20 protein-coding genes and 1 tRNA gene are annotated in these 18,629 nt (G+C 59.7%); 12 read left to right on the top strand and 9 right to left on the bottom strand.

Going from position 1 to position 18,629, the window contains the following annotated elements; translation table 11 throughout:
• The 4 genes from HMPREF2935_RS11190 to HMPREF2935_RS11175 all read left to right on the top strand — a co-directional run.
• On the top strand, window positions 1-518 hold a 518-nt coding region (locus HMPREF2935_RS11190; RefSeq protein WP_246817833.1), incomplete at its 5' end, for a LuxR C-terminal-related transcriptional regulator.
• Window positions 519-578: 60 nt separating this feature from the next.
• The gene (locus HMPREF2935_RS11185) at window positions 579-1,493 is read left to right on the top strand and encodes an ABC transporter ATP-binding protein (RefSeq protein WP_070588448.1); all 915 of its coding nucleotides are present in this window, start codon (window positions 579-581) and stop codon (window positions 1,491-1,493) included.
• A complete protein-coding gene (locus HMPREF2935_RS11180; RefSeq protein WP_070588450.1) occupies window positions 1,490-2,236 on the top strand; it encodes an ABC transporter permease in 747 nt (248 codons plus the stop codon). The genes HMPREF2935_RS11185 and HMPREF2935_RS11180 overlap by 4 nt, the downstream gene beginning before the upstream one ends.
• 4 nt (window positions 2,237-2,240) lie before the next feature.
• Window positions 2,241-2,984 carry an ABC transporter permease gene (locus HMPREF2935_RS11175; RefSeq protein WP_070588453.1) on the top strand — a complete coding sequence of 248 codons (744 nt, stop codon included), beginning with the start codon at window positions 2,241-2,243 and terminating at the stop codon, window positions 2,982-2,984.
• Window positions 2,985-3,126: 142 nt separating this feature from the next.
• Here HMPREF2935_RS11175 and HMPREF2935_RS11170 read toward each other — a convergent pair whose 3' ends face one another.
• Together HMPREF2935_RS11170 and ppgK are read right to left on the bottom strand one after the other, a co-directional pair.
• Window positions 3,127-4,551, bottom strand: coding sequence for an RNA polymerase sigma factor (locus HMPREF2935_RS11170; RefSeq protein WP_070733236.1), 1,425 nt, complete (start codon window positions 4,549-4,551; stop codon window positions 3,127-3,129).
• Between the two features lie 197 nt (window positions 4,552-4,748).
• Entirely contained in the window at window positions 4,749-5,549 is an 801-nt protein-coding gene (ppgK, locus tag HMPREF2935_RS11165; RefSeq protein ID WP_061922881.1) for a polyphosphate--glucose phosphotransferase, read from the bottom strand.
• 35 nt (window positions 5,550-5,584) lie between these two features.
• Between ppgK and HMPREF2935_RS11160 the strand changes: the two genes are divergently transcribed.
• Entirely contained in the window at window positions 5,585-6,448 is an 864-nt protein-coding gene (locus HMPREF2935_RS11160) for an inositol monophosphatase family protein (RefSeq protein WP_070498603.1), read from the top strand.
• A gap of 108 nt (window positions 6,449-6,556) precedes the next feature.
• Window positions 6,557-6,847: a DUF4193 domain-containing protein gene (locus tag HMPREF2935_RS11155; protein ID WP_061922875.1), complete on the top strand. Its 291-nt coding sequence runs from the start codon at window positions 6,557-6,559 to the stop codon at window positions 6,845-6,847.
• Window positions 6,848-6,977: 130 nt separating this feature from the next.
• On the opposite strand, the gene HMPREF2935_RS11150 is transcribed toward HMPREF2935_RS11155, so the two are convergent.
• Window positions 6,978-7,514, bottom strand: coding sequence for a DUF3093 domain-containing protein (locus tag HMPREF2935_RS11150; protein ID WP_083313233.1), 537 nt, complete (start codon window positions 7,512-7,514; stop codon window positions 6,978-6,980).
• 70 nt (window positions 7,515-7,584) lie between these two features.
• Here HMPREF2935_RS11150 and dut point away from each other — a divergent pair, with 70 nt between their 5' ends.
• The 5 genes from dut to dxs all read left to right on the top strand — a co-directional run bounded on the left by dut (window position 7,585) and on the right by dxs (window position 12,982).
• Window positions 7,585-8,058, top strand: a complete 474-nt coding sequence (gene dut, locus HMPREF2935_RS11145) for a dUTP diphosphatase (RefSeq protein ID WP_070733234.1) — start codon at window positions 7,585-7,587, stop codon at window positions 8,056-8,058.
• 37 nt (window positions 8,059-8,095) lie between these two features.
• Complete coding sequence (locus tag HMPREF2935_RS11140) at window positions 8,096-8,974, top strand: DUF3710 domain-containing protein (RefSeq protein WP_371326244.1); 879 nt, start codon at window positions 8,096-8,098, stop codon at window positions 8,972-8,974.
• Window positions 8,975-9,071: 97 nt separating this feature from the next.
• Window positions 9,072-9,668, top strand: coding sequence for a DUF3159 domain-containing protein (locus HMPREF2935_RS11135; protein WP_141756061.1), 597 nt, complete (start codon window positions 9,072-9,074; stop codon window positions 9,666-9,668).
• Entirely contained in the window at window positions 9,661-10,959 is a 1,299-nt protein-coding gene (locus HMPREF2935_RS11130) for a class I SAM-dependent RNA methyltransferase (RefSeq protein ID WP_256374597.1), read from the top strand. Before HMPREF2935_RS11135 ends, HMPREF2935_RS11130 begins: the two co-directional genes overlap by 8 nt.
• A gap of 118 nt (window positions 10,960-11,077) precedes the next feature.
• Window positions 11,078-12,982 (top strand): 1-deoxy-D-xylulose-5-phosphate synthase, encoded by a 1,905-nt coding sequence (gene dxs / locus HMPREF2935_RS11125; protein ID WP_061922864.1) that lies wholly within the window; start codon window positions 11,078-11,080, stop codon window positions 12,980-12,982.
• Window positions 12,983-12,985: 3 nt separating this feature from the next.
• Here dxs and HMPREF2935_RS11120 read toward each other — a convergent pair whose 3' ends face one another.
• Together HMPREF2935_RS11120 and HMPREF2935_RS11115 are read right to left on the bottom strand one after the other, a co-directional pair.
• Window positions 12,986-14,233, bottom strand: a complete 1,248-nt coding sequence (locus tag HMPREF2935_RS11120; RefSeq protein WP_070733231.1) for an HRDC domain-containing protein — start codon at window positions 14,231-14,233, stop codon at window positions 12,986-12,988.
• Window positions 14,234-14,273: 40 nt separating this feature from the next.
• A complete protein-coding gene (locus HMPREF2935_RS11115; protein WP_070733229.1) occupies window positions 14,274-14,894 on the bottom strand; it encodes a DUF3000 domain-containing protein in 621 nt (206 codons plus the stop codon).
• A gap of 218 nt (window positions 14,895-15,112) precedes the next feature.
• On the opposite strand from HMPREF2935_RS11115, the gene hemQ reads away from it, so the two are divergent.
• Window positions 15,113-15,814, top strand: a complete 702-nt coding sequence (gene hemQ, locus HMPREF2935_RS11110; RefSeq protein ID WP_070433152.1) for a hydrogen peroxide-dependent heme synthase — start codon at window positions 15,113-15,115, stop codon at window positions 15,812-15,814.
• A 58-nt stretch (window positions 15,815-15,872) separates the two neighbouring features.
• Here the strand turns inward: hemQ and msrB are convergent, their stop codons facing one another.
• From msrB to HMPREF2935_RS11090, 4 genes are all read right to left on the bottom strand, one after another.
• Window positions 15,873-16,286, bottom strand: coding sequence for a peptide-methionine (R)-S-oxide reductase MsrB (gene msrB, locus HMPREF2935_RS11105; protein ID WP_061922852.1), 414 nt, complete (start codon window positions 16,284-16,286; stop codon window positions 15,873-15,875).
• 10 nt (window positions 16,287-16,296) lie between these two features.
• The gene (locus HMPREF2935_RS11100) at window positions 16,297-17,394 is read right to left on the bottom strand and encodes a glycosyltransferase family 87 protein (RefSeq protein ID WP_246817832.1); all 1,098 of its coding nucleotides are present in this window, start codon (window positions 17,392-17,394) and stop codon (window positions 16,297-16,299) included.
• A 130-nt stretch (window positions 17,395-17,524) separates the two neighbouring features.
• Window positions 17,525-18,202, bottom strand: a complete 678-nt coding sequence (locus HMPREF2935_RS11095; protein WP_070733449.1) for a dihydrofolate reductase family protein — start codon at window positions 18,200-18,202, stop codon at window positions 17,525-17,527.
• 92 nt (window positions 18,203-18,294) lie between these two features.
• Window positions 18,295-18,369 (bottom strand) — tRNA-Val (locus HMPREF2935_RS11090).
• Window positions 18,370-18,629: the final 260 nt, after the last annotated feature.

Here is an 18,629-nt window from a genome sequence, read left to right as displayed (position 1 = left end):
CTGTCCGCGATGGAATTAGCGCCACTGCTGAAATCGCATCCACTCTTCCGGAGACGAAGGTCATCATTCTGACAACCTTCGATGACGAAGACTACGTAGTAGCTGGGCTGCGAGCAGGAGCGAGTGGCTTCGTGCTCAAGGACGCAGAGCCAGAGGAGCTACTAAGCGCGTTGCGCACTGTCTATCGCGGAGACGCGGTAATCTCACCCCGCGCCACAAAGCGCCTTGTCCACAGTATGCGGGATGATTCCACGGACACGCTGAGCATTAGCGGCGCAGACCGTCGGGTACTTGAATCGCTGACTGCCCGTGAACAAGAAATCCTTGAAGCAATCGGGATGGGATGGTCAAACACAGAGATATGTGAGCGGATGTTCATCTCTATGCCGACCGTCAAGACGCACGTTGGACGAGTACTCGCCAAGACGAGTTCTAGGGACCGTGTACACGCAGCCCTTTTCGCCTATCGCACAGGAGTTGTCTCCCGTGCTGACCTGCTTAGCAATACCCCGGTATGACTCGCAAAATCGTGCCTCGCGGCGATGTGCGGCGGAGGCGCGCCGGGCAACGATTGAGTTATGAGCACAGAATATGTTGTCGAAACTCATGGTTTGACCAAGGAATATAAGGGATTCAAGGCCGTCGACGGCCTTGATATGGCAATCGGCCACGGTGTCGTTCACGGATTGTTGGGGCCGAATGGTTCGGGCAAGTCCACGACCATGAAAATGCTTTTGGGTCTGGCAAAGCCGACTAAGGGAAGCATCAACTTGTTTGGCGAGCCTTTCGGGCCTAAGACGCGCAGCCGGGCCTTGGCCCGCACCGGCTCGCTCATCGAGCAGCCTTCGGCCTATTTGCACCTCACTGGGCGAGAGAACCTGCGCATCGCTGCGCGGCTTCTACGCGCTGAAGCAGAAGACGTGGATCGCGCAGTGCACCTCGTGCGGCTAGAAAAGCAGCTGGACAAGCAAGTAGCGAACTATTCCTTGGGCATGAAGCAGCGCCTCGGTATCGCAATGGCTATGATTCGTAACCCGCAGCTTCTGATCCTTGATGAACCAACGAACGGCCTTGACCCTGCCGGTATCGAAGAGATTCGCAATCTTATCGTCAGCCTCGCTGCCGATGAGGGGCGAACGGTATTGGTTTCGAGCCACCTTCTCTCGGAAATCGAAAAGATGGCTAGTGAACTGACCATTATCAATCGCGGACAGTTACTCTTCCAAGGTACAAAGCAGGAGCTTTTCCATTCCCAGCCGCCTGAAGTCTTTATCGAAACCCCGAACCCCAAGGAAGCGGCGCAAGCACTCGCGGGTATCTCAGTGCGCTTTGTAGAAGGTGGCATTCGGGTCCCGAACTTAAGCGAGCGCGACGTCGCGGGGGCTTGTGCGCAGCTTGTCAACCATGGCGTGCCCATCTACCAGGTACTAAGAACGCACCGCAGTCTCGAAGAGATCTTCATTTCGATTACGGGACGAGGTGGCTTGCAATGATGCTGCAGAATGAATATGCCAAGATGCGGCATACCCGGATGCTGCCGCTTGCCCTTGCTGTCACGCTCGCCATCGTTGCTTTTTCCAGTATGAATCTGGTGGGTGAGCACACCGCCGAACAATTTCAGCAAGATCCGCATAGTCAATGGGGCGGGCATCTCCTTGGCTACATCATGGTGACGGCCTTCCTCACTCCGGTGCAGGTGGCATTGTTAGCCAGCCGCGCAGCCGATGTAGAGCATCTCCACGGCGGCTGGCGGCTCAATTCCATCGCCGGGTACCGCCGCGGTGGTCTGCTCCGCGCGAAGTTCGCAGCTTTAGCCCTTGTCCTAGCCGCAGTAAAGGTAGTTGAATTGCTCGCGGTCTTGACCACTCCATTCCTCTTTGGCGCACAGTCGATTGATTCACTCGGCACATGGGTTCTCACAGCAGCTGGTCTATATGGAACCTCGTGCGCACTGATGGCGATTTTCTTGTGGCAGGCAGCACGCGTGGAATCCCAGCTCGTGGTGCTCAGCACTGGGGTAGTAGGCGGCTTCCTCGGTGTGGCAGGGATGCTTTCCCCAACCGCGGTCGCGCTCATTAATCCCTTCGGCTACTACGCAGTCTTATCCCCATTTACCTTCCGCCCCGAAGGCCTAGTGAGCATCGAACCACTGTGGATTCCATGGGCACTTTTCATCGCCGTTGTAACCGTCATCTTCACCGTGCTTTGTCGCACGCTTGATTCCCAGGAGGAATAAGTTCATGTTTGCTATCGACTTGCTGAAATTTCGACGCTCCTACGTATGGGCTGTCACCTTCCTCGTGCCGTGTATAGCAGTCGGCATTGGTGCCGCGAATTATCACGCCAACTTGGCGGTACTTAATGCCGGATGGGCAAGCTATCTTTCCCAAGCAACGCTGTTCTACGGCCTAATCTTTATGACTGTGGGAGTGGCCATCATCGCTGCAGCTGCCTGGCGCCTGGAACACCGCAATCACAATTGGAACACTATTTTGACCTCACCGCGCTCGGCGGGAGAAGTAGTCGCGTCCAAGTTTTTCTCCATCATGGTCCTCATCGCGCTAATGCAGGCGGTGTTCATTGCGCTGGCATTAGGCATTGGACGCGGCTTAGGATTACAGGGAGAGATTTCGCCGCTCAACTTGAGCGCGCTGTTCTTAGCAATCATCCCGGCGTTCGCAGTCGGGGCCTGGCAATCCTTCTTCTCGATGATCTTTCGCAGCTTTGCCACGCCCGTGGCGATTTCACTTGTGGGCGCGATTGCCTCAGTTGGAATTCTCTACAGCGGTATTCGGCTCATCCCGATGCTGCTGCCACCGGCTATGGTTACGTCGACGTTTGCGCTCGGCAGTACTGCCTTCGGCGCAGATGACACTCCTGATGTGTACGGTATCGCGTTCAGGATGGCTGTTTCTATCTGCTTCGTCATCGGAGCTTGGATTGCATCTGTTGTCTGGCTGCGAACCCATGACGTTGAGGCTTAGGCCGCATCCTTGGGACTCTTGCTTGTGCCACAGATGCAAAATGCCCTCGCGTCCCTCCGCAGCTTAGTGCTAACGGGGGGAGGCGAGGGAGGCGTCGGCAAGCGCGTGTGTCTTGTCGCTTGCCCTTGGCTAGCGTGGCCTCTTAGTCGAGGTAGTCGCGCAAGACCTGAGAGCGCGATGGGTGGCGCAGCTTGGACATGGTCTTGGACTCGATCTGGCGGATGCGCTCGCGGGTGACGCCGTAGACTTGACCGATTTCGTCTAAAGTGCGCGGCATGCCGTCGGTCAGGCCGAAGCGCAGGCGAACGACGCCGGCTTCGCGCTCAGACAGGGTGGTGAGCACGTCTTGGAGCTGATCCTGCAGGAGGGTAAAGGATACGGCGTCGACAGCGATGACTGCCTCGGAATCCTCAATGAAGTCACCCAGCTGGGAATCGCCCTCATCACCAATGGTCTGGTCCAGGGAAATAGGCTCACGAGCATACTGCTGGATCTCCAGCACCTTTTCCTCGGTGATGTCCATTTCCTTCGCCAGCTCCTGCGGGGTGGGCTCGCGGCCCAGATCCTGCAGCAGCTCACGCTGGATGCGGCCCAGCTTGTTGATGACCTCAACCATGTGGACCGGGATACGAATGGTGCGGGCCTGGTCTGCCATGGCGCGGGTAATGGCCTGGCGGATCCACCACGTGGCGTAGGTGGAGAACTTGTAGCCCTTGGTGTAGTCGAACTTCTCAACCGCACGGATAAGGCCTAGGTTGCCTTCCTGAATGAGATCCAAGAAAGCCATGCCGCGGCCGGTGTAGCGTTTTGCCAGCGAGACCACCAGACGGAGGTTCGCCTCCAGCAGGTGGTTCTTTGCCTTGCGGCCATCACGGGCGATGGAACGCAGGTCGCGCTTTTCCATAGGAGAGAGCTTGGCGGCCTTATCGCCCTCAGCGCGAGCCTTTTCCATCTCATCCATGCGGTACTGCGCGTAGAGGCCAGCCTCAATGCGCTTTGCCAGGGAGACCTCCTGCTCAGCGTTAAGGAGGGCGACCTTACCGATCTGCTTGAGATAAGCGCGGACGGAGTCAGCAGAAGCGGTCAGCTGTGCATCCTTGCGCGCCTGGCGCAGGGCAGCAGACTCTTCCTCGTCCCAGACGGAGGACGAGTCCTCATCGTCGTCTTCTTCGTCCTCATCCGCATCGAGCTCGTCCTCAGCATCGCCGAACTCGTCATCGTCCATGTCCGCGCTATCCGGATCGAAGTCCGCGTCATCCTGGTCGGCGTCATCTACCAGCTCGTCCTCGAGCTCGTCAGAAGCGGTCTCGAGGTTCTCCTGCTTTTCTTCAGGAGCGGTCGCGGCCTTCTGCGCAGACTTGCGGACGGTCTTCTTGGCAGATTTCTTCGCAGTTTTGCGAGTCGTCTTCTTGGCCGTCTTCTTAGCAGTCTTTTTGGCGGTCTTCTTCGCGGTCTTCTTTGCGGTTTTCTTGGCCGTCTTTTTGGCGGTCTTCTTGACAGGGGCAGATGCCTCGGCGGCATCAGCGCCCTCGCCGAGAACCTGGTCTGAAGAATCAGTGGCTGCCACGTACGCCCTTTCGACTTGCTTGTGATTGAAAACAGCAAGGTTAGACAAGATCCAACCTTTGGGGCCATGCTATGAGCTCGCCTGATTAGGGCGGGTTAGGCACGCCGCGTGCTGTTTAGATTAAGGATCGACGGCCCAGTATAGATGATCTTGGCTCTAAGGCGGTGAACTGGGGTCGATTAGCTATGTGATTACTGTTACGGCTTAAGGCCCTGCTGGGCTGCCATAGCCGCACCCACGATGCCCGCACGATTGCGCAACTGCGCTGGGGCAACGGGAGTAGAAGTAGTGAGCTTATCGCCCCACTTTTCCCACTTCCGGGAAATGCCGCCGCCAATGATGAAGGCGTGGGGGTTGAAAAGCTTTTCATATTCTTCCAATACTCGGTCAAGGCGCTTGACCCATTCCTTGTACTTGAGATCCTCGCGCTCTTTTACAGCAGAGGATGCCTGGTGCTCAGCCTCGGCATCGCCGACCATCATGTGGCCCAACTCCGTATTAGGGAAAAGTTGGCCGTCCAGCAGGAACGCGGAGCCGATACCAGTGCCGAGGGTCAGGAAGATGACCGAGCCCGTGCGCGCCACCTCGTCGCCGTAGGCAACCTCGGCGAGGCCGGCAGCGTCGGCGTCGTTAAGCACCACGAAAGGCTGATCCAGGTACTGGGCGAAAAGCTCCTGCGCATCCACGCCAATCCAGGACTTGTCGATGTTGGCGGCACTGAGCACCTTCTGGTCCTTGACCACGGAAGGCAGAGTGATGCCCACTGGGCTCTCCCAGTTCTTCTCCGCCACGATCTGCGCGACGATCTTCGCCACGGCCTCCGGGGTGGACTTTTCCGGGGTAGCAATCTTTAGACGCTCGCCCACGAACTCGCCGTTTGCTAGGTCTACTTCCGCGCCCTTGATGCCGGAACCTCCGATGTCGATGCCAAAAGAGTGCTCGGCCTGGGCTGGGGCGGCGTGCTTTTCGGTGCTGGTTTCAGCTGTAGTGCCAGTCATAGGCATCAAGTCTAGGCAAATGCATAATTGTTGGCATGGCTAGCTTTGATAGGGATGTAATTAGCGTCGAAGAGCTGCGCGATTTTGCCGCGGCTACTGCCCGTGCCGCCGCCGAACGTATTCGCGCGCAAAGAGCGGCGCTTATCGACGCCGACGGTCTTGCCGCGCACACGCAGACGAAGTCGAGCGCGGTTGACCCCGTCACCGAGGTGGATCAAGCAACTGAGCATTTCATCACCGAGCAGATCGTCTCCGCGCGTCCTGGCGACGGCATCTTGGGTGAGGAAGGCGCGGACGTTTTAGGTAGCACCGGCATTACCTGGATTGTCGATCCCATCGATGGCACCGTGAACTTCCTCTATGGCCTCAATGAGTATGCGGTGTCCATCGGCGCCGCCGTGGATGGCGAGATCGTCGCTGGCGCCGTCATCAACGTGGTGCGCGGCGATCTCTACTCGGCGGCCCTGGGGCACGGCGCCACGTTAGAAACGTCCGATGGCACTGTACGAAAGCTTCACTGCCGCACCGAAACCGATCCTGCGCTAGCCCTGGTGGCAACGGGCTTCGGGTACGCAGCGGGGCGTCGCCAAGCGCAGGCGGAATTGCTCACCCGTCTGCTTCCGCAGGTACGTGATATTCGTCGCATGGGCGCGGCCGCGCTCGACCTGTGCCGCGTGGCGGAGGGAAGCGTCGACGCCTACTACGAGCACGGAATTAACGCCTGGGACTGCGCCGCCGGTGCCATCATCGCAGCTGAAGCCGGAGCTGTAGTTAATCGCCCAGGATTGAATAAAGGCGCAAAAGACGGCGAATTAACCTGGGCCTGCGGGGGTAGCCTGGCCTCGGCATTTTCCCAGCTTCTCGAAGAAAATGGTGCCCTAGAGCCACTGCGGGGGTAGGAATCTGACGCGCCTGCGGCGGGGCGAGTATGACATCGCAGCAAATGTGTTTTAGGATGCGCACGATAAATACCTATCCCAACCACATGACTAATAGGGGCGTACACTATGGCCACCGATTATGACGCACCGCGTCGCCGTGTAGAAGACGAGCTGGAAGCCGACTCTCTCGAAGGTCTGAAGGCTGCCGAAACCGACAACAACGGCATGGACGACGATGGAGAAATCGTCGAGGCTTTCCAGCCACCGACAGTGGATCTCACCGGTGAGGAACTCAACGTCACCGTCATCCCGCGTCAGGAAGACGAGTTCACCTGCTCTTCCTGCTTCCTGGTGCAATCCAACAAGCGCTTGTCCCACGAGGAAGACGGTCAGCCGATCTGCCTCGACTGCGCATAGGCGAAAAACAAATTCCCCTCTGCGGGCGACTTACCCTTTGGAGCATTAGCTCCTTTCGGAGCAATAATTTGGGTAAGTGGCGCAGAAGGGAATTTTTTATGTCTTGCTGCCTGTAGGAAGCTTGCGGCCTTTAGGTGTTCGGGCGACCTGCCGGATCCAAGAAAGCATCTAGCACCTGCTGTGGGTTCTTGGTGGCAACGAGCCAGTACGGAGTTGGATCCTCTGGATCATCCAGAACCAGCATCACGTGCTCATCGATCCAGCCATGCGTGACCAGGAAGGCGGCTGGGTCGAACTGTGGTCCAAGGGCGTTGCGGCGCGCCGACTTTGGCACCACCATGGAGCGCTGCACCACATCGTGGGGAAGCTGCGCGTCTTTGACCATGAGCCAGCGGGTGCCATCAGCATCCTTTTCCACGCGCAGGACGGTGCCGGACCAAGAAACCATGACCCAAATTGCGATGGCGCTTAAAACCACGGCCGGGATGATGACCCACCAAATAGTGCGGTTCAGGCTGACCGTTGCGGTGGTAATCGCCACGACGAAGGCCGCCATGAACCAGAAATGCCACGGCACCCATTGGCGCTCGCTGTAGAGGACCTCCGGCGCGGGGCTGCCTGTTGCGCCGGCTGCGGTTTGGGAAGCGGAAGCAGAATTCTTAGACACGGGAAGTAAGTGTAGTCACTCAGGCCCTGCTTTAGCGAAGCCGTTGTGACACCACGGTAGGCTAGTGCGGGTGAATGAGACGAACCTATTAATCGATCCTGCAAGCCCATTCGGCCCTGTCAAGGTACGCCGTCTGGATAAGGAGCTGCCGCTGCCGCAACGCGCACACCGTGGCGATGCTGGCGCTGACCTCTGCGCGGCAGAATCGGTCGACATCGCCCCGGGCGAGCGCGTCCTCGTGGGAACCGGCATCGCGGTCGCACTACCGCTGGGCACCGTTGGCCTTGTCCACCCGCGCTCCGGACTGGGCGCCAAGCACGGTGTTTCGGTGGTCAACACGCCGGGCACCATCGACGCCGACTACCGCGGCGAGATTAAGGTCTGCTTGATTAACCACGACCTGCACGAGACTTTCCACGTGGAGCGCGGCATGCGCATCGCGCAGCTGCTCATCCAACGCGTGGAGCTGGTCGATTTCGAGGAAGTTGAAGAACTCGACGAGACCGTGCGCGGCACCGGCGGCTATGGCTCTACTGGTGTTTAGGTAGCGCGCGAGAAAAGTTTGGAGAACAATTATGCCTATGTGGCCTTTTTCTAAGAAGAAATCTGACTCCCAAAGCGATGAAGCCCAGGACCTTGAAACCCGTAATAAGGCCGAGGATCTCAGCGCGGCCGATGGAACTTCGGCGGCAGATGATGCTGCGCAAAGTGACGCTTCAGCTGCGCTAAGCGACGCCCCGTCCGGCCCAGAGGGCTTCAAAGCCTACAGTGTCGAGCACGACGCCGTGGGTGGCGAGATGGGTCCATTCGATGGTGACCAAGTAAATATCCAGGACTTCGACTTCGAGGACTTCTCGGTAGGCCTTTTGGATTTGGGCTCCATGCGCATCCCGCTGCCAAAGGGCACCCAGGTGCAGGTGGAGATGGGCGAGCAGGGCCCGAAGATGCTCCACATCGTTAGCCAGCACGGCCGCATGACGCCGGTTGCCTTCGCCGCGCCGCGCAAGCCGGGCCAGTGGGCTGAGTCCGCGACCGACATCATTAATGGTCTTATCCGTGACGGCTTTGAAGCCCACGGCGAGGATGGCCCATGGGGCACCGAGATCGTCGGCACCAACCCGAACGGTGAAATCCGCATCATCGGCGTCGACGGCCCGCGCTGGATGTACCGCCTGACCCTTGCCGCACCGGCGGGCAAGCAGGAACAACTCGCAGAGCTTGGCCGTGAGGTTTTCGCCCGTACATTTATCTATCGCGGCGAGGATCCGATCCTGGCTGGCAACTCGCTGCCGGTGACCTTGCCGCAGCAGCTGGCCGAGCAGGTGCAGCAGGCAATGAAGCAGCGTGCCGAGGGAACCAGCGCCGATGGCGCTGACGCCCAGCGCACTGATTCTGCAGCAGCTGAAGCGGAGGCTGAGGCCAAGGCACAGCTGGATGAGTTGAACAAAGAAGAAAGCTAACGTGACGAAACCCGATAGTTCTAACGGCGCATCCGCGTCCAACGCGTCCAACGACGGAACCGCAACTACTGAGCAAGAGCCCACCCTTCTGGAGCAGATGGGCGGGCTTTCCGGTCTGGTATCTGCGACGCTGCCCGTGGTGGTTCTCATTCCGGTCAACAACGTGTGGGGCTTGGGTCCTGCCTTGTTGGCCGCGCTTGGTGTTGCCCTCCTTATCGCCGTCTGGCGCATTGCCCGCAAGGAAACCCTGCAGCCTGCTATCTCCGGCCTGGTGGGCGTGGGCATTTGCGCCGCCATCGCGTGGTTCACGGGCGATGCAAAGGGCTACTTCCTCTACGGCATCTGGATGTCGCTGCTGTTTTTCATCGTGGCTGCCATCTCAATCGTGGTGCGCTGGCCGCTGGTCGGCGTCATCTGGAAAGGCATTAACGGCGAGGACATGCGCGGGCGCACCGTGGCGCCAGCCCGCCGCGCCTACGCCATCGCAACTGCCGGCTGGGCAGTGATCTTCCTGGCGCGTTTCATCGTGCAAAACGCCATTTACAACGCCGACAACACCACCGCGCTCGGCGTCGTGCGCATCCTGATGGGCTGGCCTCTTACGGGCCTGGTTACCTTGTTGACCATCTGGATGGTCCGCCGTGCCAACGCCGCTGTCGAGGAAGCAACTGCTGAGGAGGCTATTCGTGACTAGCCCGGAGGTAACGATTACTAAGGGCGAGACTTTCGATGTCACCGTCGAGCGCATGGCACACGGTGGCGTGGGTATCGCGCATGCTCCCGACGGCCGCATCGTCTTCGTCCACGGCGCATTCCCCGGCGACGCCGTGAGCGTTATCGCACGTAAGGTCAAGAAGTCCTTCATTGAGGCTGACCTCGTGGACGTGAATACCGCTGGCTCCCTGCGCGTGGAGTCCGCCTGCCCGGCGGCTGCACAGGGTGCTGGCTGCTGTGATTTTCACGAGCTGGATCCGAATAAGGAATCAGAGATCAAGACCGAAGTCTTGACTGAGCAGCTGCGCCGCGTGGCCAAGCTGGAAGCAGATGAGCTCGAGCGCCTCAACATTGAGACCCGCGAGCTTGCCCCACAGCGCGGCTGGCGCACGCGCGTGCGGCTCGGCGTGGACCAGGAGGGCCGTGCTGGCTTGCGCAAGCGTGGCTCCACTGAGCTTGTCACCGATGTTGCCTGCACCCAGCTGGTCCCGGGCCTCGTCGACGGAATCGTAGGGGAGAACGCCCGTCGGTTCACCCCGGGTGCTGAAGTCATCGTCGTGATGGACAGCGAGGGAAACCGCCACGTCGTGGAATCCCGCCGTGCCCCGCGCGGGCGCCGCGTCGAAACCGTCCGCGAAGTTATTGAAGGCACCGGCACCGTGGTCGAGCGAGTAGGCGAGCACGCCTTTACCTTCCCGGCTACCGCCTTCTGGCAAGCTCACCGCGCCGCACCCGAGGCCTATACCTCGCTCGTGCGCGAGTGGCTCTCTGCTTCGTCAGCACCGGCGGATTCTTCTGGAGAATCCGCTGTGGCCTGGGACCTCTATGGAGGCGTGGGCCTTTTCGTGCCCGCGCTGCACGACGCCCTGGTAAGCAGCGGAGCGGCCGAGAAACCTGTAGACTTTGCCTCCCCGCAAATTTACTCCGTGGACTACTCGCCGGCAGCAGCTGCCACTAAGCAGGATTGCCTGGCGCCGTACTCCGTGGAGTTCCGCAGCGCCAAGGTGGAATCATCTGCGGCGCAGCTGCCCGCACCGCGCTTCGTGGTCCTTGACCCACCGCGCACCGGTGCTGGAGACGACGTCGTAAGTTCCGTCGCTAGCGCCGCACCGCGCAGCGTCGTCCATGTGGGCTGCGATCCAGCAACCTTCGCTCGCGACATCAAGGCGTGGAAGCAGGCCGGCTATGAACTCAAACGCTTGACCATGCTCAACGCCTTCCCCGGAACGCATCATTTCGAGACAATGGCGTTGCTACAGCCGCATAAATAGCCTTGCCCCAGCCGCCGCGGCTAACACCCAAGCTAATTCGAGGATTGCCGCCCTTAGCGCAGGAACGGGTACGGTAGAAAAGAAAAAGAACTGACAAGAAGGAGAAGAAGGCCGCTCCATGACCATTCTGGATACCATTGCGTCGCCTCGCGATTTGAAGGCTCTCTCCCCAGCACAACTGCGCCAGTTGGCTGATGAAATTCGTCAACGTCTGATTGAGAAGGTCTCCGTCACCGGCGGCCACCTAGGGCCTAACCTGGGCGTCGTGGAGCTGACCGTGGCCATCCACCGCGTGTTTGACTCCCCGCGGGATGCCATCGTTTTCGATACCTCCCACCAGTCCTACGTGCACAAGATGTTAACGGGGCGCACCGATCAGTTCGATACCCTGCGCCAGAAGGACGGTCTTTCCGGCTACACCGATCGCGGCGAGTCTGAGCATGACTGGACCGAGTCCTCCCACGCTTCTGCCGCGCTTTCTACCGTCGATGGTTTGTCCAAGGCCTTCAAGATCAAGGGTGAGAACCACCGCAACGCCGTGGCCGTCGTGGGCGATGGCGCGTTGACCGGTGGCATGTGCTGGGAAGCGCTCAACAACATCTCGGCCGATAAAGAACGCAACGCCGTCATCATCGTCAACGACAACGGCCGTTCCTATTCGCCGACCATCGGCGGTCTATCCGAGAACCTGGGTCGTATCCGTGCCCAGCATGGCTACGATGAGATCATGGAACAGGGCAAGAAGCGCCTGAAGTCCATGGGCTGGGTAGGCGAGCGCACCTTCGATGCGCTGCATGCCATCAAGGACGGCGTGAAGTCCACCGTCATGCCTACCGAGATGTTCCCAGAGCTTGGCATTAAGTATGTTGGCCCCATTAACGGCCACGACATCGACGCCGTGGTGCGCGCGCTTTCCTACGCCCGCGACTACGACGGCCCAATCATCGTCCACACCGTAACGGAAAAGGGCCACGGCTTTGCCCCAGCCGTCAACGAGCCGAAGGATCAGATGCACTCCACCGGTGCCATCGACCCAGTCACCGGCGTGCCAAAGGGCCAGAAGCAGCCGGGTTGGACCGCAGCTTTTTCCGAGGAGCTCATTAAGGCGGCAGAGAACCGCAAGGACATCGTGGCGATTACCGCTGCCATGGCAGGTCCTACCGGCCTGGCGCCTTTTGAGGAGCGCTTCCCAGAGCGCTTCTTCGACGTCGGCATCGCAGAGCAGCACGCCATGGCTTCGGCCTCTGGCTTGGCGCTAGCCGGCATGCACCCGGTGGTTGCTATCTACTCGACCTTCCTGAACCGTGCCGTGGACCAGGTCATCATGGACATCGCGTTGCTGAAGCTGCCGGTGACCATCGTCCTGGACCGCGCTGGCGTCACCGGCTCCGACGGCCCTTCCCACAACGGTGTGTGGGATATGGCCCTGATGAGCATCGTCCCAGGCATGCGCATTGCCGCTCCTCGCGACGGCGCCCGCCTGCGCGAGCTGTTCAACGAGGCCCTCGAGGTCAACGACGGGCCCACCGTCGTGCGTTTCCCCAAGGGCAACCTGCTTGATGACATCGAAGCAGTGGACCAGCTTTCCGACGGCGTGGACATCATCTACTACAACGATGCTGAGGAAGCTGCTTCCGATGTCCCAGACATCCTGCTCGTTGCCATCGGCGCGATGAGCACCCGTTCCCGCAACGCCGCGAAGCTGCTCGAAGAGCGCGGCTACAACGTCACCGTCGCCGACCCGCGCTGGGCGGTTCCGGTACCGCAGTCCCTGGTTGGCCTCGCGGCAGACCACGACCTCGTGGTCACCGTCGAGGACGGCATCATCCGTGGCGGCATTGGCTCCATGATCGCAGAGGCGCTGAATGCCGCTGAGGTGGATACGCCGCTGCGCCGCATGGGCGTGGCCAACTACTTCCCACGCCACGCAAGCCGCGGCGAAGTGCTGGAGGAAAACAGCCTCACCCCGGAGGAAATCGCCGCAGCCGTCGAGGACTGGCTGGGTACCATCACCGAAGGCTAGGGCCTAGCTGCCGGAATAATCGAGCCCTTCTTCCAGAATCGGTTGAAGGAGCTCGATTTGCCATTCTCTGGCTCCTTCATCCCGTAGGAAAGGCGCGATATCGCTTTCGTCTGTGACGAGTCCGCCCACGGAACCCTCGCGTCGTGCCTGCGGCGGGCAGCCAGCGGCCCACACCACCGCACGCAACGTGGCGGGCTTGATGATGATTTCCCACGGCATGCCCAATTCCTCACCGAGCTCTTCGCAATCGGTGCGCAGGTCCTGGAACACTCGCCACAGATGCGGGTGGTCCTTGTTCCACACCGTCTTGGAAGGAACGCGGGAAGGCTCCCGCTTCTTGCTCGGCCACTCGCGCCGATCTATCTCGTGCGCCTGTTGGACTACCGCCAGCCACTGCAGGCCCGCCCCGTGGCGCTTGCGCGGCACGCCCTTGATGCGGGCAAAATCGCGGGGAGAATCGGGCAGCTGGCGTGCGATGTCCACGAGCACGCGGTGCGGCAAGACGCGGTTTGGTGCGGTGTCAGTCTCACGGGCAATCTTCTCCCGCTTGGTCCACAGCAGCTTCGCCACGATGAGCTGTTCCGACTTGTGAAGGGCCTTGAGCCCCTTGAGCCCGCGCCAGGTACGCGGCGCCGGCTCCTTGATGCCGGCATGCTCGGCCACGATTGCCGCGAATTCTTCGTAGGCCCAGTCGAGTTTGTCTTGCTCAGCCAAGATATCGCGCAAGGCCTCCGCGAGCTCTAAGAGCAACTCGACGTCGAGGGCCGCATAGGCGCGCAAATCCAAGCTCAAGTTCGGTTCAGACCAGTCAGCATCGCCGTAGCCTTTTTCTAGCTCGACGTCGAAAAGCTCTGCAACCATGGAGCCTAAATTCGCATGCTCGAACCCCGCCATGCGGGCGGCGAGTTCAGTATCAAAAAGGGTGCCTGGGCATAGCCCCAACCAGGCCAGGCACGGCAAATCCGAGGGCGCGGCGTGGACTACCCACGCGGCATCATTAATCACTGGCGCAAGCGCTGCCGTGAGCTGTTCGCGTTTACCCTCCGGTGCAAAGAGGAAGGTTCCGGCGCCTTTGCGGCGCACCTGAACCAAAAATGCGCGGTCATCATATCGATACGAGGACGCACGCTCAGTATCGATAGCGAAAGGGCCCTCGCCAACTGCCAGCGCACTAGCCGCGGCTTTAAACTCCGCCGCGGTGCGCAAAACCTCTGGAGTGCCTTCCGCCGGTCTGGTCCGCAATTCAGTCATAGTAGCCAGCCTACAAGTCTGGTGTGACACGGAGCCGTAGTTAACGTCCGAGCTCTGTAACGCCCTCCGGTGGCAGGCCGGCGACGTTCGCGAGAACCTGGGCAAAGGCCTCAACGTGCGGGGTTAGGTTCAGATCCGCAGCAGTCCAGGAGGCGCGCATCTCCAACTGGTAGGCGCGCGGTGGGCCGCCGATCTCGCCGTAACGGACAGAGGCGGTCGAGGTAACCGTGCCGCCCAAGTTGGTGTGCGTTGCGCCGTTGGCCTCCATGACCTCGTTGAGCCACTGCCAAGCGACGTCGGGAAGCAGCGGGTCACCCGCGACCGCATCGTCCATATCTGCCTGGATGTAGGCCACCAAACGCATGGCGCCTTCCCATGCCTCTTCGGCGCCGGGATCGTGCAGGAGGATAAGGCGGCCGAAGGCATCGCCCTCGGCGTCCGTTGGAACCACGTCGGTGCCTTCCGCGGCGTCGCCAATTTCCAGGCCAACAGCGTGGCTATACGGCGCTAGGCGCTGCGGCGGGCGAATGGTGCCCAAAGTGATTTCGGGGCGCAGCTGTGCCGCGTGCATGGAATCTACAGCGGCATTGAAGACGGTGGGCGTCGTTGCCTCTTCCTGTGCGGAAGTGGCCTTGGCTGCGGCGTGCTCGTGCAGGCTCATTGGGGCGCCTGCCGGGGTGCTCGAAGTTGCGTCGGAATTGCTCACGAGGTTCAAGCTATAGTTTTCGGCTCGGAATAGGGCGAAGGCGCGCCGGAACTCGGTGAGCTGCCCGACAAATGGGGCAGGGTGGTGGCAGGGGAAATGGAAATGGCCGCCTATCCAACTTATGATGGATAGGTATTTCAACATGAATCCGCTTTTCAAGGAGACGGTCCAATATGGCGAAGGTTAACTTCCAGGAGCTCAACGCAGTACAGCAGTATTCCCAACACGCGGTGTTCAAGGTCATTCCGGGTGCCCTGGGAACCGAGCGGGAGGACATCGTGACCCAGGCGCAGGAGTTCTTCAAGGCTCTCGAAGCTGCAGGGAAGGTAACCGTCCGCGGAATCTATGATCTTTCGGGCATGCGCGATTCTGCCGATTTCATGATCTGGTGGCACGCCGAGCAGTTTGCGGATATCCAGAAGGCATTTGCGGACTTCCGCCGCGAGACCGTTCTCGGCCAGGTCTCCGAGGTGACCTGGGTAGGCAACGCCCTGCACCGTCCGGCAGAGTTCAACAAATCCCACCTGCCTTCCTTCATCATGGGTGAGGAACCAGGGGATTGGATTGCGGTCTACCCGTTCGTGCGTTCCTACGACTGGTACACCATGGATGAGGAAAAGCGCCGCCGCATCCTGATGGAGCACGGCATGCAGGCCCGCGACTACCCAGACGTGCGTGCGAACACTGTGCCATCCTTCGCGCTCGGCGACTACGAGTGGATCCTCGCCTTCGAGGCTCCAGAGCTACACCGCATCGTCGACCTGATGTACCTGATGCGCTACACCGAGGCCCGCCACTACGTGCGCGAGGAGATTCCTTTCCACACCGGCCGTCGTGTCAAGGACGTCGCCGAGCTCATCGCGGTGCTGCCTTAAGAAGGCTGCCTTAGGTTGCTGCCTAAAGCAACCTACTTAGGTATTTGGCAAACGCGGCCTAATCCTCGATGGGTTTTTCCTCGAGGTTGAGGCAGATCGAGTTGATGCAGTAGCGCTGATCCGTCGGGGTGTTATAACCCTCGCCAGTAAATACGTGGCCCAAGTGGGACTCACAGTTAGCGCACAACACCTCGGTGCGGGTCATGCCGTGTGAGGTATCAACTCTTTCGATGACGGCCTCTCCAGCCAATGGGGAAAAGAAGGAAGGCCAGCCACAGTGGGACTCGAACTTTTCCGTAGAGCGGAAAAGTTCGGCTCCGCAGGCCTTGCAGGAGTACACGCCCTCGGTGGTGGTGTTGGTGTACTCACCAACGTGAGGCGCCTCAGTGCCAGCTTGACGCAGCACACGGTATTCCTCGGCGCTTAGCCGGTTGCGCCATTCAGTATCGGCAATGAGCTTGAAATCAGTCATGCCGGGAAGTCTAGACCTTGGTCTCGTCCTGCCGCCACCATCCGGCAACCGATGCGGCGATCAAGACAATCAGCAGGCCCCAGCCAATTGTTGCGCTGAACACGGCCATCCAGTATCCCGCGGTGGGCCAGGGCACCGAAGTCCACTTGACTGGCGCGAGGAATAAAAATGCCACGCACCACGCCGGGACGGTATGGAATACCGAACGTGGCAGAAAAACGGTAAAGACCAGCGGGATAAGCCACATGGAGTAGTACTGCTGGCCCAGCGAGGACAGGAAGAAGATTCCCGCCATAATTGCGCCTGAGGTGGTCAAAGCCCAGAACACCGGCTCCGTATCGCGCCATTTGAGTAGGCCCAGGATGCTAAACGCGCACGCCGCGGCGGCGGCGAGCCAAACGGCGTAGAACGGGGCGTCGCCAAGCCCAAAATAAGCCTGCACGCCCGGCCACGAGCTGTTGGCGAAGTCGCGCGTTTGCCCGAGATAAGGCACAAGCTTGTCCAGGTAGCCGCTGGCGCCCGGGGTAAGTGGCCAAGCGACGGCGTTGAAGATGACCGGCACCGCGATACTTAAGGCGGCACTTAGCCACCGTTTCTTCACCAGCGTAAGGAATAGTAACGGCCCAAACTGGGGTTTGATGAGAATGGCCAAGCCCAACACCAGCCCCGCGATGATGTGGCTGCGGCGGCGCGTGTCCAAAATGCCCCAGAGGAATATCGCCATGGCCAAGAAGAGAATGCCGTTGATGTTGGTGAAGGCAAGGGTATTGGTCACTGACTCAGTGGCAAAAGCCAAGATAATGGAGGCCGGAAATTCCGGGCTGCGCAGGTTGCGTCCGACGAGTTTTATGAGGACAGCGAGGGCGCCGATGATGGCCAATGCATTGACCACAATGAAGCCGCAGCGCGCCACCGTGAGATCCATCCACCCTAAGGGCGAAAGTAAAAGCGTGGCGCCTGGGTTGTAGAGATAAAGCGGATCGACATGCGTGTAGTCCTGCTCGTAGACGGGAATGCCTTGCAGGAAGCGGCGCATGGCCGAATGCACGGTAGTAAAGTCGTCGGTGGTGGTGCCGTTTAACGCGACGATGACAATGCGATGGAACACCAACAACAGTGCAATCGGCCAAGCCGCGGTTTTAAAAACCTTGATGCTTCGCGAGCCATACGAAGACTTTGTGTCCAATGGCAACGCGTCAGCAGCTGGAGAGAGACTCGGGGATTTCACGATGTGCAGTTTACGGGGCACCTACTACGGCGTAGCGCAGAAACACCGTGCCGTCAGCGTCTGGGACTACGCTTTCAAGCGACAGGCTCAACGGTTGTGCATTAGCCGTTGCCTCATCCGGCGCGTGGACCAGCGGCTGGGAAACCGTGGGCGAAAGATGCGGGTCCAGGGTCAAATAGAGCTTGTCCACCATGCCTGCGGCAATGAAAAGGGAATAGATGCCTGGGCCGCCCTCGCAGCTAATGCGGGACCAGCCTTTCGCGCGAAGTGCCTCCACGACGGAAGGGATCGTGCCGTCACCAGTGCCTAGCAACGTGGCGCCGGCTTCCTCCAAGCGCTTCGACGCGGTGGTGCCCAGGTTCTCGTCCGGGGTCAAAATGATGGGCGGAGTTCCAACATTAAAAAGCTTCGACTCCACGTCTAAGTCAAGCGAGTTACTCATCACTGCAATGCGCGCCTTGCCAGGGGAGGAGCCCTCATAATCCTCGGCCTTGACCGTGCCCGAACCAACTACTGCAACGTCGGCCCACTCGCGCAGTGCTGCAAACAACGCGGCGTCGTTATCGTTGCCCATGGCATCCGAGGTGCCATCTATAGTGGCCGAACCAGATAGGGTAGAGACCTCAATCAGACGGATGCCCGGCTCGTCAGGGCCGACCAGCGTGGATACATCAATGCTTTCGCTCATGCCGGCCAGCCTAGCGGAGAAATAGCGCATGAGTTACAACGAGACACAACAAAGCCGGCATCCTTCAATAAAAGATGCCGGCTTTAAGAAAGTGGTGGTCCTAGCTGGGATTGAACCAGCGACCTTTCCGGTGTGAACGGAACGCTCTCCCACTGAGCTATAGGACCGCGGTGCGGTGTTGAATCTACACCTAGGGCGGCGGCAACTCCTAATCGGTCTATTGAAGAGAATTCTAAAATGACATTGGTGTAATTCGTTCGGTGAAAAGCGGTATCGAGCAGCGCTGTAAAAACAGCTAATTATCCTGCGGATTTGGAAACTTCGAAAGTGCGCGATAATGTTTCTACTCGCACCACGGCAGACGGTTGTTACACACAGCAGTTTGTATGATGCAATGCGGATGTAGCGCAGTTGGTAGCGCATCACC

Source organism: Corynebacterium sp. HMSC076D02, from assembly GCF_001813815.1.
Lineage (GTDB): Bacteria > Actinomycetota > Actinomycetes > Mycobacteriales > Mycobacteriaceae > Corynebacterium > Corynebacterium simulans.
The sequence above is the reverse complement of the archived record's forward strand: the minus strand, read 5'-3'. Positions and strand labels throughout refer to the sequence as shown.

Bases quoted from the DNA above. Each gene is read 5' to 3' on its own strand.
- HMPREF2935_RS11185 (WP_070588448.1), top strand. From the start codon at position 579: ATGAGCACAGAATATGTTGTCGAAACTCATGGTTTGACCAAGGAATAT.
- HMPREF2935_RS11180 (WP_070588450.1), top strand. From the start codon at position 1,490: ATGATGCTGCAGAATGAATATGCCAAGATGCGGCATACCCGGATGCTG.
- HMPREF2935_RS11175 (WP_070588453.1), top strand. From the start codon at position 2,241: ATGTTTGCTATCGACTTGCTGAAATTTCGACGCTCCTACGTATGGGCT.
- ppgK (WP_061922881.1), bottom strand. From the start codon at position 5,549: ATGACTGGCACTACAGCTGAAACCAGCACCGAAAAGCACGCCGCCCCA.
- HMPREF2935_RS11160 (WP_070498603.1), top strand. From the start codon at position 5,585: ATGGCTAGCTTTGATAGGGATGTAATTAGCGTCGAAGAGCTGCGCGAT.
- HMPREF2935_RS11155 (WP_061922875.1), top strand. From the start codon at position 6,557: ATGGCCACCGATTATGACGCACCGCGTCGCCGTGTAGAAGACGAGCTG.
- HMPREF2935_RS11140 (WP_371326244.1), top strand. From the start codon at position 8,096: ATGTGGCCTTTTTCTAAGAAGAAATCTGACTCCCAAAGCGATGAAGCC.
- HMPREF2935_RS11135 (WP_141756061.1), top strand. From the start codon at position 9,072: ATGGGCGGGCTTTCCGGTCTGGTATCTGCGACGCTGCCCGTGGTGGTT.
- dxs (WP_061922864.1), top strand. From the start codon at position 11,078: ATGACCATTCTGGATACCATTGCGTCGCCTCGCGATTTGAAGGCTCTC.
- HMPREF2935_RS11120 (WP_070733231.1), bottom strand. From the start codon at position 14,233: ATGACTGAATTGCGGACCAGACCGGCGGAAGGCACTCCAGAGGTTTTG.
- HMPREF2935_RS11115 (WP_070733229.1), bottom strand. From the start codon at position 14,894: ATGAGCCTGCACGAGCACGCCGCAGCCAAGGCCACTTCCGCACAGGAA.
- hemQ (WP_070433152.1), top strand. From the start codon at position 15,113: ATGGCGAAGGTTAACTTCCAGGAGCTCAACGCAGTACAGCAGTATTCC.
- msrB (WP_061922852.1), bottom strand. From the start codon at position 16,286: ATGACTGATTTCAAGCTCATTGCCGATACTGAATGGCGCAACCGGCTA.
- HMPREF2935_RS11095 (WP_070733449.1), bottom strand. From the start codon at position 18,202: ATGAGCGAAAGCATTGATGTATCCACGCTGGTCGGCCCTGACGAGCCG.